Genomic DNA, 14,376 nt, shown 5'->3' on the forward strand with positions numbered 1-14,376 from the left:
CGGGGCTGAGTTGAAGCTCAACTGAAAAGACAGCATTTGCTTGTCATATCAATATGACTCAGTCAGTATATGAGTGATTGCTCACATTAAATACTCGCATTTCGGCTCATGTCAGAAACACTTCCAGACCCACGCAAACGCCCGCGTCAAGCACGCTCAGTGGCTACCTTTGAAGCTATTTTAGAGGCGGCTGCTCGCATTCTGGAGTCGTTAGGCTTTGCTGGATTTAACACAAATGCCGTGGCTGAGCTTGCTGGCGTAAGCATTGGTAGCCTATATCAATACTTTCCTTCTAAAGATGCTTTAATTGTTGAGTTAATTCGACGTGAGCGAGTTGAACTTTCAAATCGTATTGTTGAAGCCATACAGCAAAGTGATGCCGCAGATTTAAAAGATAAACTAAAACTGATCATACAAGCTGCTGTGCAACATCAATTGAGCCGTCCTCAGTTGGCACGAACACTAGAATTTGCTTCTGAACTCATTGGAAAAGACAGTGAAGAAAGTGAACTTCAACACGAGCTTGAGACCATAATTTCCAACCTGTTTATTCGTTATGGCATTTCACATGCACAGACAGCCGCACAAGATGTGATTGCTTTAAGTAAAGGAATGATTAACGCGGCAGGCATAGCAGGGGAAAGTGATTTAAATCATTTACAGCAGAGAGTTGAAAAGGCTGTATTTGGTTATTTGGATTTGAGCTAGCGGACATAAGCCAAGGTTACAGAAGAATTTTAAACATTCTTCATCTCCCTATTCTCAAGAACTGTTTAGAAAAAGAATTAGAGAAGCATGTTTAATAAATTTTATGACATATCGATTGAATTTTGAGATTTCTAGATTTAAGTAATTTCTCTTTAAAATATTATTTGTAGAAAAATAAAAAAAGCCCAAACACTATGAGTTGGGCTTTTTTTTAAGCAGTAAGGCTATGATTTATATGAGATAAAATTAAATTTCGTATAAGGCATATTATGTTGATTTTAGAAAATTTAGAACAGTTCCTCCCAGTCCTAAATTTAATAATCTATAGTGTAACTTAGCACAAAAGTACGACCTTCGGCTGGGATTGCTAACATTGAGTTAGCATTGGTTACTGCTGCTTGTTGAGCGAATACAGTTTTATATTGATTTCCCCATAGATTATAGACACCAAAGTCCATACGACCTTTCGCTACAGGGAAATGTGCTAATACATCCATGGTTGTATAACCTTTAATTTCTGCTGCGCTATTACTATCACTCAGTCCAGCTGATTTTAACTCTAGATCGTCTTTATAAGCTTTATCAGTTCCTTTGATTGCAAGCATTTGAGCACGTACACCATAGCCTTCCGTATTATTCCATTCAGCAAACAACGTACCTTTCATTGGTGAAACTGCAAAAGCATTTAACTCATGCCAATTATTGGCCTCATCCTTGTACTGGCCTCTTGTATAACCTAAAGTCCCACCTACCTTATAATTTTCCATGAATGGGTAACCTACTGTTGCTTCAGCCCCATAAACTCGCTGGTCGGTATCAACAACATTTACAGAACGATCCGAGTTAAATTGAACGACTTTATCAGAAGTATTATAAAAACCAGTTAGGCCCAAATTTAAACCTTTATCTTGGTTCAAGCGCCAGCCTAGTTCATAGCTATTTACAGTGATCGGAGCAATACCAGACGTAGTTAAGGTATATGCTGCAACATCACGTAATACACGTTGCACATCTGGATAACTGTAGCCTTGTGAAAAGTTAGCATAGACTTGCTGAGCATCATTGAGTTTATAGACGGCACCTAGGTTAAACAGGAATTTATCTGAATCTGTAGAGTCTGCAGCCATTAATGTATATGGCTTACGTGCAGTTAAATAGCTGTCTGTGTCCGCTTGAACATATTGGTAACGCACTCCAGCTTGAATATTAAGCTGATCTGTTACTGCATAGTCCCCTTGTATAAAGGTACCAATATTCTGAATTTCAGTATCTGGTCCTGAGCCTTGTTTTTCTCCAGTTGGGGTATAAACTAAACCATTATTGCTTGGCATGTAGTAGTCCGCCCACTGATGATCTTTTTCCCAGTCGTAGTCTAAGCCATAAGTTAGTTTTAAATCACGGTCAGCAACCACAAGATCAGACTGTAAAGTTGAACGAATACCTGCATAATCCACATTTGATTGACTTTGCTTTACACTAACACTGTCAGCTGAATAACCATAAGGTACAAAGCGTGACTTCTCCTTTCGATAGTAAGCTTCCACATTCAGAACTTGACCTAAGAAATCCTGATTTTGGTACTGTGTATTAAAAGCATAACGTTCAGTAAACGGCTGATTATCTAAGCTCCAACCTTTGACAGCTTTGTAAGATGGATCTGTTTTTGTGAGTAAATAAGAATAATCAGGCCCATATTCTGTATCTTGCTCATCTTTATAGTACTGAGCACCAAAACTAAGAGTCTGATTATCTGTTAAATTAAAGTTAACACGACCATTCACATCAATGGTGTCGGTATCCATAGTGCTACCCTGCCAAGGGCTTAATGAAATACGATCCCCATTACCATCAAATTGAGAGCCTCGATTGGTATAGTCTATGCCAAGAAAACCGTCGACTTTATCATTTGCAAATGAAGCCGTTTGGCCAACTTGATAAGCTAGGCTGTCACCGCGGAAATTATCGGCCGATGTCACACCTAATTTTGTTTGAAAGCTAACAGGCTTAGACTTGTCAGCACGTTTGGTAATAATATTAATAATTCCGCCAGTCGCACCTGAACCATAGATACTGGTCGCACCTGAAACTACCTCAATATGATCAATCATATTTGGGCTAATACTATTCAACTGACGTGCTACATCACGTGAACCCGTTTGTGATACGCCATCAATCATCACTAGTACATTACGTCCACGCATAGTTTGACCATAATTACTACTCGTTCCACTGCTTGGTGCTAAAGATGGAACTAGTTGTGCCAAAACATCTGCAACTTTACGACTTGGACCAGCCTGTTGCGCAATTTCATCAGCAGAAATGGTTTGAACTGTTCCTGCAATTTCAGCAATGCTTTTGGGTGTACGTGTCGCTGTTATCACAATTGTCGGAAGTTTAGCTTCAGCATTTTGGGATTCAGTAGTTGTTTTAATTGAATCATCGGCATAAAGATGGGTACAAATTGCTGTTGTAAGTAAGCAAAGACTGAAGTGTGACAAGCGCATTTTTATTCCCAATTGGTAAGTATTAATATTAATGCAAATAGTAGTCATTATCATTATGGATGTAAAATCTTTATTGGTTATTTAATATAATGGGTATTATCTGAAACCATATTTAAAAAGATTTTTTAAATCAAAATTTTAAGAATTATTTATCTACCATAAAAAAAAATTCCGTTTTTGACACAAGTCAGATTTTTTATGAGCAGATTTGATAGTGCTCGCCAATCATTTAACTAAAAATCACTCTGTACAACTTGAGCGAGACATAACTCGGTTGAACTTAAAATTTCTTTTTTAAATTCAAAATTAGAATAAAAGCTAATGTTTATCACAACAGATATTCTTGTAGCTCTTTTTCAATCGTCTCACTAATCAACGTTGAATAGTCACTATCCTTAGTATCTAAATGACGCATTAACCACACATCTTGTTTTAAAGTTTGCTCAGGTTGTATGGGTACTAACCCAGAAGCCTTTGCAATAAAACAAGGCAGGGCTGTAATTCCTTGTCCTTCAATGACTGCCCGTAGTTGCGAGTGCATGTTATCAAAAGACAAAGCAGGGGCAGCATCTTGGCTGAGTTCACGCATCCATTGTGCTAAGAAAGTATATTGAAGGCTTCGGTCCCAACCGATTATACGATGATTCAGTAAATCATCAGCCATTTCAGCGTGCTCTGTGAAACGGGCAAGATAATCTTTACTACAATAAAGCCCATACTCCAATTGGCCAAGGCGTCGAATAATGTAACGCCCGCTTTCTGGACGAACAAGTCGAAGAATAATGTCAGCTTCCCGTCGGGAAAAATCAACAGGAACGACACTCGTCGATATCTCTAATTGTAAATCTGGATGCTTTAGTTGCAACGCTGTTAGCTTTGACTGAAGCAACTGTTGTCCGATTAACTCAGGTAAAGCAATGCGGAACAATGATTGTTGCCCTTGATCGTTGTAACGTTCCATCGCTATTAAATGCTCTTCTGCTTTTTCAGCCAAAGAAAAAAAATGTTTTCCAACGTGGGTGAGTGTATAGCCATCACTGTCTCGGGAAAAAAGAATCGCATTGAGACTTTTCTCTAGTTCAACAGCTCTGCGATGTACGGTAGAAACACTAATACCAAGCAATTTTGCACTGCGGCTCAACCCGCCAGTTCGCCCAATAGCTAACAAAATTTTAGTATCGTCCCAGTTCATACCTTTCCATATTTAAAAAATGCGTTTGCAATAAAAACTATAGTATCGCCGATGTTTAGATTTATACAATTCAAACAACCACTACAAAGACTCAAGACTCATTATTTGAGACGACTATAAACCTTTTAGAGCGGTGATATGTCTTACTGCAATTAAATAAGATTTTCTGGTTATGGCGGGAGCTATTTCTGAGATCACAATATTAACAACAGAGGAGTTCTGCCATGACGACCATTTATGTAGTTGATGCATTTACCACTAAACCAAATACAGGAAATCGAGCAGGGGTTGTTCTAGAGGCTGACCATCTTTCAACTCAACAAATGCAAGATATTGCTGCATTCGCAGGGTATTCAGAAACTGCCTTTGTTTTGTCACCTAAAGATCAAAGCCATGACATACATGTTCGATATTTTACCCCTACAAATGAAGTCCCGATCTGTGGACATGCGACCATCGCTACTCATTTTTTACGTGCAACTACAGGCCACCAATCCGACTATCCATTAATCGCAAAAACGGGGGCTGGTGATTTACCCGTTTCAATATTTGGAAGTCCTGAAGCGTTATTGGTGAAAATGACTCAAGGTCGCGTAGAGTTTTTACCACCTTTTAGTGCGAATCAAAGGACTGAACTTGCAAATGCGCTGGGTGTGAGTGAAAGTGATTTTGCTGACTTACCAATACAAGTGGTTACGACGGGGCATTCCAAGGTGATGGTGCCAATGCTGAGCAGAAGTAAGCTTGATGGATTAATTCCAAACAATGAAAAATTGAAAGCTATTAGCGCTGAAATAGGTTGCAATGGTTTTTTCCCATTTGTTTTGGAAGATAGTAAACAAGAACCTATTACGTATGGTCGAATGTTCGCACCTGCAATCGGTATTAATGAAGATCCTGTAACTGGTAATGCAAATGGTCCAGCAGGAGCGTACCTTGTTCACCATGATTTAATCGAATGTGACCAGAAAGTAACTTATTGGGGGTATCAAGGCCTAGCGATACAAAAACCGGGGCGGGTTTTAGTGACAGTTGAGAAAACAAATTCAATATTACACGTTAGCATTGCTGGACAAGCGGTTTTAGTTGGCACAGTCCTTTACTCAGGAAGAGATTGATTATGTTCAATAAATGATGTCATCTTGCGAGTTTTAAAGCTGTTCTTCTATTTACAGCAGCGAGTTGAAAAGACTGTATTTGGTTATTTGGATTTGATTTAAAGAGCACATATTTTTATAAATATTTAGATATAAAATAATTGCTGCTAGAGCATACGTATTGTGTTGTAAAAAAAATAGAAAATATTTTATTCATTTAATATGTTTTTAATCATATGTTTTAATTTTATTTTAAATTAATCATTATTGATGAATTTAAATAAATAATATATTTTTGAATGTACATATTTAAAAGTTTATAGCCTGCCGCTTCCCCAAGAGGTAGGTTTTTTTTATGAGAATAATTTATTCTAATTTTTGAGTTTTATAGTTTTTTTGTAGGTATTTAATTGGTTTTAAATATGTATGTTTAAAACTTAATTTTATAATTTAAATTATAAGAAAATTAAATATTTAGTTACTAGTGCTGAAAACTAATCATTTTTTACTTTATTTTTTTGCAAAGAAAATTATTCTGAAAATTATTTATTTAAAGTATGGAATTTAATATTTTTGATAATTTTTTACTGAGTTTTGGATTGTTTTACAATATTTCAAGAGATTAGATCTTCTAATGAGTAAATTGCCTTTTTCCCACAATGATTTCCAACTTATAATCAAATCAGGTACGAAGTTTTTTTTATATTTTTGTATTGCTTCTAGTGTATCAATATCAATTACAAAGGCAGAGACCGCGTCTGTTAACTCGGGAAAAAGCTTAACAAAAAAAGTTTCTCAACTCTTTAAACCCACGCCCGATGAAAGCTACCGATCTGTCGATTTCCAAAAATTAAGCAATTTAGGGTTTGATCAGAGCCAATTTCAACGGCTAGGAAATGATGGGAGCTATTTACCGACTTCAACTGCCATGTGGAATAATCAAGTTAGTTTAATTGATGCGATTCAATATGCAGTTCAACGAAATCCTAATATTTCTCAAGCCATTTCCACTTTAGCTGGTCAAAACGCGGGTATTGATTTTGCTAAGGCGGGCTATTATCCCCAGCTTTCAGGTGGAATAACCACAGGTGATTTGAGTAGTGGTGAGAGGGGAAGACAGTTACTCACATTATCTGCGACTCAAATGCTTTTTGATTTTGGCAAAGTCAAATCAGGTGTATCGGTTCAGCAAGCCAAAGTACAAGTCGAGCAGGCCAATGTGCTGGTCAGCATTGATGATATTGCACTCGATGTGGCTCAGTCGATTGTCAATATTCAGCGTTACCTTCAATTAAATAAGATTGCCGAGCAGCAAATTGTTGGGATTCAGCGTATTCAGGAAATTGCCAATTTACGTGCAAATGCCGGTATTAGTAGCCAAGCTGACCCAGTTCAGGCACAAACATATTTAGAATCTGCACAATCGACACTCATTGCTCAACAATCTTTATTACGTCAGTACCAGCAACATTTAAGAACTCTGATCGGAGTAGATGTTTTTAATAAGGCATGGGTCATTCCTGATGATTTGGTAAAGCAGTCTGGTCTCTATAGTGAGCCTGAGTTTAATACCATTCCAAAAATGATCGCGGCTCAAGCTGGGGTTGAAGTAGCTAAAGCACAAAAGGAACAGACTCGTTTAACACGTTATCCAACCTTGTCCGTCAAAGGTTCCTTAAGTCAGGCCATTAATGGCAGAAACCCAAACAATGATAAAGATGATGGTCTGTACAGTTCTGTCATGCTTGAAGCAACCAGTCAGTTTTATCAAGGTGGAGCCGTTTCTTCTCAGGTCAAAATGGCAAGCTATGCAGAAGAAGCAGCTAAATCTCAGGTCAATTCTGTCTATATGGATGTTCTCGATCAAATTCGAACCAGCCGTGAGCAAATTGAAAATAAACAACGCCAAATGCAGGTGCTGACCAATCGCCAAGCCACTACGGTTCGTACACGTGAACTTTATCAAGAGCAGTACAAACTTGGTACACGCTCATTGGTTGACTTATTGAATGCAGAGCAGGCCATTCATAGTGCCAATTCAGAACTCGAATCTGCACGTTATGACATCTACAACAGTATTGTTCAGTACATTTCGGCAACAGGACGTTCGCGCCAAGCCTATGGCTTAAATAATATTTCAATTCAGGGGTTCGAAGTACAACCATGATGACAAAAATAAATTACCAGCCCTGGTTACAGGCGGTCTTAACGATTGCTAAACATTATCGAATTGAGCCTTCAGAAGAAAGAATCCGTTTACAGCTTGACTGGAACCAGAATCAAAACCTTGATGATGTTTTACAGTTAATGACACGTCAGGTTGGGCTAAACCTACGTAAGGTACCTTTTTCACTAGATTTACTTAATCCGTGGCGGCTACCTGTTCTGGTCGAGTTTTATGACGGACAGGTCGGTGTTGTTGATAAAGCCGATACCCAAGGGAATGTCAGTATCCAGTTTAGTGGGGATCAGGGACTTTCTCAAAATTTAAGCTTAGATGTCTTAAAAAATACCATTAAGAATGTCTATATCCTGCGTCCTGAAAGCTCTATTCCCGATGCGCGTATTGATGAATATATCAAACCCTATGAAGCAAGCTGGTTCTGGTCAATTGTTCTAAGAGACTGGAAGCGCTACGTTGATATCATGTTTGCCTCACTCATTGCCAATATTTTGGCATTGGCAACCATTGTTTTCTCAATGCAAGTCTATGACCGCGTTGTTCCATCTCAGTCTGTTCCAACCTTATGGGTGCTGGCTGGTGGTGTGCTTATTGCTGCTATTTTTGAGTTCATCTTACGTGTGTCCCGAGTCTATCTATCTGACATTATTGGTAAACGAGCAGATTTACTTGTCTCTGACCGTGTATTTGGTCATGCCTTAAGAATCAGAAATAAAGACCGTTCAAAGTCTACTGGTAGTTTTATTTCGCAGATTCGTGAGCTCGAAGGTGTTCGTGAATTGGTGACCTCAACTACGATTACTGCGATGGCAGATTTTCCATTCTTTTTCCTGTTCCTAACGATTTTTGCCATTATTGGCGGAAAGCTGTTTTGGGTGATGTTGCTGGTTGTACCGCTTATGCTTTTGCCGGGTATTCTGGTGCAGAAAAAGCTAGCACAACTCGCACAGGAAGGCATGAGAGAATCTTCAATCCGTAATGCCATTCTGGTAGAAGCAGTGCAGGGTATTGAAGATATCAAGTTGTTGCGTGCGGAATCGCGTTTTCAGAACCAGTGGAACCACATGAATGAAGTTTCAGCCGATATCGGTATGAAACAACGTAAAATTGTCGGTACTTTAATGGCATGGACCCAAAAGATTCAAGGCTTGACCTACGCATTTGTAGTTTTGGTGGGATGTTTTGCGGTAATGGATGGTGAAATGACCACGGGTGCGTTAGTGGCCTGTTCAATTTTATCGTCACGAATGTTGGCACCGATTAGTCATATTACTGGTGTATTGGGGCGTTTACAGCAGGCGAAAGTTGCAAAACAAAGCTTAGATGAGCTTATGCAACGCCCAATCGATCAGCCAGAGCGTTCGCATCTGGTACATAAAGCTGCTTTAAATGGCGACTACGAATTAAAAAATGTCTTGTTCCAATATAGTGAAGATGAACCACGTCCGAGCCTTGCAATTCGTCACTTAAAAATTCGTGCTGGTGAAAAAATTGCAATTTTAGGGCGTAATGGGGCAGGTAAATCGACATTGCTTCAGCTCCTATCTGGCATGCAATTTCCTATTCAAGGTTCAGTGCATTTAGATGGCTTAGATCTTTCTTTAATTGATCCATCTGATGTACGTCGTGATATGGGTTTACTCAACCAGAATGCGCATCTTTTCTACGGTACGATTCGTGAGAACCTTACTTTGGGGGCACCGCTTGCAACCGATGAAGATATTTTTCGGGTTTTAGTGGTGACGGGTGCATTACCTTTTGTTCAAGAGAAAAAAGAAGGACTCGATCACCTGATTTTAGAAGGTGGGGTTGGTTTCTCGGGTGGTCAGAAACAAGCCTTGTTATTGGCCCGTCTATTGATTCGCCAACCCAACATCTTATTACTCGATGAACCAACAGCAGCGATTGATGATGTGGCAGAGAAACAGCTGATTGATCATTTAAAAGGATGGCTGGCCCATCGAACCTTGGTGGTTGCGACTCACCGCCGCGCTGTTTTAGAACTGGTGGACCGTATTATTGTCGTTAACGACGGCAAAATCGTGATGGATGGTCCAAGAGATCAGGTCCTTAATCAATCAACAGCCCAACAAAAACAAGTGCAAGGGGGTAATTCATGAGCGAACCACAACAAGAACAAGAACTCACCCGTTCAATGAATGTCTCTTATACTGAACCACCATTACCACGTGCCAGTTTAGTGATCTGGATTGTGGGGATTGGTTTAGTTATTTTCTTTATCTGGGCATGGGTATTTAAACTTGAAGAAGTCTCTACCGGCACGGGTAAAGTGGTTCCATCGTCTAAAGAGCAGGTCATCCAGTCGTTAGAGGGTGGTATTTTAACCAAGCTAAATGTACAAGAAGGCGACATTGTTCAAAAAGGCGAAATTCTCGCGCAATTAGATCCGACCCGTTTGGCATCGAATGTCGGTGAATCAAGATCTTTGCTTATTTCTGCTCAGGCAACCTCAGCACGCTTACGTGCAGAGGTGAACGGCACGCCATTGGCTTTTCCTGAAATTGTGCTGAAAGAACCAAAACTTGTACATGAAGAAACCGCATTATATGCATCCCGCAGAGCTAATCTCGAACAAACACTTGCAGGTTTCAGACAGGCTTTGCAACTGGTACAACAAGAGCTGGAAATGACCGAACCGTTAGTTGCTAAAGGCGCGGCAAGTGAGGTTGAAGTTTTACGTTTACGTCGTGAAGCAAACGACCTTAGAAATAAAATGAATGATGTGCAGAATCAGTATTTTGTGCAGGCTCGTGAAGAGTTATCTAAAGCCAATACTGATATTGAAACGCAGCAACAAGTCGTACTGGGTCGTAGTGACAGCTTAGATCGTGCAGTGTTTAAAGCTCCAGTACGCGGTGTGATAAAAGAAATTGCAGTCACCACCCATGGCGGTGTTATTCCGCAAAACGGTAAGTTGATGACCATTGTACCGATTGATGAACAGCTACTTATTGAAGCGCGTATTTTACCGCGTGACATTGCGTTTATTCGACCGGGACAAGAAGCACTGGTTAAGATTACTGCCTATGACTACTCAATTTATGGTGGTTTAAAAGGTAAGGTTACGGTTATTTCCCCAGACACGATTCGTGATGAAGTTAAACAAGATCAATTCTATTATCGTGTTTATATTCGAACCGATTCAGACAAACTTTATAATAAAGAAGGTAAGGCATACGGTATTACACCGGGTATGGTGGCAACGGTAGATATTCGTACGGGTGAAAAAACGGTACTGGATTACTTGCTTAAACCATTCAATAAAGCCAAAGAAGCTTTAAGAGAAAGGTGAAATAAATCTATATCTATATAGTTTTTAAATATTTAAAAGCTATATAGATATTAAGAAAGATAAGATCTTGTTTTAAATGTGTGGTTTTTATTGTTTATGTTTTAAAACATAAAAATATTAAAAGCATATTTTGACTATTATTTGTTAGTAAGTTTTTGAAAAACAATATTTATTATTTTAAAGTTTTATTTGATTAATAAATAAACTGATTGTTGTTGCTTTTTTTGTGATGTAATTCATGTTTACAATTGCTTTATGCGTTGAGGTTGGCCTTTGCTTTATCTAATTTATTCCTTAATTTGGGCTCTTCTTATTTAACGAAATTTAAGAGCTCTAAATTGGATTGGTTTAATTAAATAATCCTACGAAGGGGAATAAATATGTCTGAGATAAGGGTAATTTCTAAGGAGAGTCATGAAACCTTAGAAATTACAGCAAAGGATACAGTCTCTCTTTCCGAAGCATCAGTTATTTTAATAAAAGTAAATAAAGATGATGTTTCTGAAATTAGACAAGACGGTAGAAATGCAATTATTACTTTAAAAAATGGTGAACAAATAGTAATAATTGATTTCTTTAACGGTAGTAATTATTCAACCGATAATAGTTTAGTTTTTGAAGATAATAATCATAAATTACTGTGGGTACAGTTTACTGACAGTAATGGGGTATTATTAGATCATATCACCTATAGTTATATCGATAGTATCGAACCATTGCTTTATCATGATGGAGCTGCATCTCCATGGGCATGGTTATCTGTACCGCTAACCGCAGCAGGAATTTTGTGGTGGGCTCATGACAGTGATAAAAATAATAACTTAGAGAGCGACTCGGATTCTGACAGTGACTCTGATTCTGACAGTGACTCTGATTCGGACAGCGATTCAGACTCTGACAGCGACTCTGATTCTGACAGCGACTCTGACTCTGACAGCGATTCTGACTCTGACAGTGACTCTGATTCGGACAGCGACTCTGATTCGGACAGCGATTCTGACAGTGACTCTGATTCGGATAGTGACTCTGATTCGGATAGTGACTCTGATTCGGACAGTGACTCTGATTCTGACAGCGACTCGGACTCTGACAGCGACTCGGACTCTGACAGTGACTCGGACTCTGACAGCGACTCTGATTCGGACAGTGACAGCGATTCTGACTCTGACAGCGACTCGGACTCTGACAGCGACTCTGACAGTGACTCGGACTCTGACAGCGACAGCGATTCGGATTCGGACAGTGACTCTGATTCTGACAGCGATTCTGACTCGGACAGCGATTCGGACTCTGATAGCGACTCGGACTCTGACAGCGACTCTGATTCTGACAGCGACTCTGATTCGGACAGTGACTCTGATTCTGACAGCGACTCTGATTCGGACAGCGATTCGGATTCTGACAGCGACTCGGACTCTGACAGCGATTCTGACTCTGACAGCGATTCTGACTCTGACAGCGACTCTGACTCTGACAGCGACTCTGACTCTGACAGCGATTCGGACTCTGACAGCGACTCTGATTCGGACAGCGATTCTGACTCTGACAGCGACTCTGATTCGGACAGCGATTCTGACTCTGACAGCGATTCTGACTCTGACAGCGACTCTGATTCGGACAGCGATTCTGACTCTGATTCGGACAGCGATTCTGACTCTGACAGCGATTCTGACTCGGATAGTGACTCTGACAGCGACTCGGACTCTGACAGTGATTCGGACTCTGACAGCGATTCGGATTCTGACAGCGACTCTGACTCTGACAGCGACTCTGATTCTGACAGCGACTCTGACAGCGACTCTGATTCGGACAGTGACTCTGATTCGGACAGCGACTCTGATTCTGACAGCGATTCGGATTCTGACAGCGACTCTGACTCTGACAGCGACTCGGACTCTGACAGCGACTCTGACTCTGACAGCGACTCTGACTCTGATAGCGACAGCGACTCTGATTCTGACAGCGACTCTGACTCTGACAGCGACTCGGACTCTGACAGCGATTCGGATTCGGACAGTGACTCTGATTCTGACAGCGACTCGGACTCTGATAGCGACTCGGACTCTGATAGCGACTCGGACTCTGACAGCGATTCTGACTCTGACAGCGACTCTGATTCTGACAGCGACTCGGACTCTGACAGCGATTCGGATAGCGACAGCGACTCTGATTCTGACAGCGACTCGGACTCTGACAGCGATTCTGACTCTGATAGCGATTCGGATTCTGACAGCGACTCTGATTCGGATAGCGACTCTGATTCGGACTCGGACTCTGATAGCGACTCAGATTCGGACTCTGACTCTGACAGCGATTCTGACTCTGACAGCGATTCGGACTCTGATAGCGATTCGGACTCTGATAGCGACTCGGACTCTGACAGCGATTCTGATTCTGACAGCGACTCGGACTCTGATAGCGACTCTGATTCTGACAGCGACTCGGATTCTGACAGCGATTCAGACTCTGACAGCGACTCGGATTCTGACAGTGACTCAGACTCTGACAGCGACTCTGATTCGGACAGCGACTCGGATAGCGACAGCGATTCGGACTCTGACAGCGATTCTGACTCTGACAGCGACTCGGACTCTGACAGCGACTCTGACTCTGACAGCGACTCGGACTCTGACAGCGATTCTGATTCGGATTCTGACAGCGACTCTGACTCTGACAGCGACTCTGATTCGGACAGTGACTCTGACTCGGATTCGGACAGCGACTCTGATTCGGACAGTGACTCTGACTCGGATTCGGACAGTGACTCTGACTCGGATTCGGACAGCGACTCTGACTCTGACAGCGATTCTGACAGTGACAGCGATTCAGACTCTGACAGTGACTCGGATTCTGACAGCGATTCGGACTCTGACAGTGACTCTGATTCAGACAGCGACTCGGATTCTGACAGCGACTCGGACTCTGACAGCGATTCTGACTCTGATAGCGATTCGGATTCTGACAGCGATTCGGACTCTGACAGCGATTCGGACTCTGACAGCGACTCTGATAGCGACAGCGACTCTGATTCTGACAGTGACTCTGACAGCGATTCGGACTCTGACAGCGACTCTGATTCTGACAGTGACTCTGACAGCGATTCGGACTCTGACAGCGACTCTGATTCGGACAGTGACTCGGACTCTGACAGCGATTCGGACTCTGACAGCGATTCGGACTCGGATAGCGATTCGGACTCGGATTCGGACAGTGACTCAGACTCTGACAGCGATTCTGATTCGGACAGTGACTCAGACTCTGACAGCGATTCGGACTCAGACAGTGACTCGGACTCTGATAGCGACAGCGATTCGGACTCTGACAGCGACAGCGATTCAGACTCTGACAGCGACAGCGATTCAGACTCTGACAGCGATTCG

7 protein-coding genes and 1 pseudogene are annotated in these 14,376 nt (G+C 41.2%); 6 read left to right on the plus strand and 2 right to left on the minus strand.

Annotated elements, in window-relative coordinates; all coding sequences use genetic code 11:
- Positions 1-108: 108 nt before the first annotated feature.
- Positions 109-708: a TetR/AcrR family transcriptional regulator gene (locus AC07M3_RS15175; RefSeq protein ID WP_494567676.1), complete on the plus strand. Its 600-nt coding sequence runs from the start codon at positions 109-111 to the stop codon at positions 706-708.
- A 314-nt stretch (positions 709-1,022) separates the two neighbouring features.
- Here the strand turns inward: AC07M3_RS15175 and AC07M3_RS15180 are convergent, their stop codons facing one another.
- Both AC07M3_RS15180 and AC07M3_RS15185 read right to left on the minus strand, forming a co-directional pair.
- A complete protein-coding gene (locus AC07M3_RS15180; protein WP_494567677.1) occupies positions 1,023-3,212 on the minus strand; it encodes a TonB-dependent receptor in 2,190 nt (729 codons plus the stop codon).
- Between the two features lie 328 nt (positions 3,213-3,540).
- The gene (locus AC07M3_RS15185) at positions 3,541-4,404 is read right to left on the minus strand and encodes a LysR family transcriptional regulator (RefSeq protein WP_199991524.1); all 864 of its coding nucleotides are present in this window, start codon (positions 4,402-4,404) and stop codon (positions 3,541-3,543) included.
- Positions 4,405-4,628: 224 nt separating this feature from the next.
- Here AC07M3_RS15185 and AC07M3_RS15190 point away from each other — a divergent pair, with 224 nt between their 5' ends.
- From AC07M3_RS15190 to AC07M3_RS15210, 5 genes and pseudogenes are all read left to right on the plus strand, one after another.
- Positions 4,629-5,522: a PhzF family isomerase gene (locus tag AC07M3_RS15190; RefSeq protein WP_494567678.1), complete on the plus strand. Its 894-nt coding sequence runs from the start codon at positions 4,629-4,631 to the stop codon at positions 5,520-5,522.
- Positions 5,523-6,135: 613 nt separating this feature from the next.
- A complete protein-coding gene (locus AC07M3_RS15195) occupies positions 6,136-7,668 on the plus strand; it encodes a TolC family outer membrane protein (RefSeq protein ID WP_494567679.1) in 1,533 nt (510 codons plus the stop codon).
- Positions 7,665-9,803 (plus strand): type I secretion system permease/ATPase, encoded by a 2,139-nt coding sequence (locus tag AC07M3_RS15200; protein ID WP_494567680.1) that lies wholly within the window; start codon positions 7,665-7,667, stop codon positions 9,801-9,803. Before AC07M3_RS15195 ends, AC07M3_RS15200 begins: the two co-directional genes overlap by 4 nt.
- A complete protein-coding gene (locus tag AC07M3_RS15205; RefSeq protein WP_494567681.1) occupies positions 9,800-10,996 on the plus strand; it encodes an HlyD family type I secretion periplasmic adaptor subunit in 1,197 nt (398 codons plus the stop codon). Before AC07M3_RS15200 ends, AC07M3_RS15205 begins: the two co-directional genes overlap by 4 nt.
- Positions 10,997-11,376: 380 nt before the next feature.
- Positions 11,377-12,318: pseudogene (locus tag AC07M3_RS15210) on the plus strand (BapA/Bap/LapF family prefix-like domain-containing protein); the annotation flags it as partial.
- Positions 12,319-14,376: the final 2,058 nt, after the last annotated feature.

Source organism: Acinetobacter sp. GW821-FHT09D10 (genome assembly GCF_059416285.1).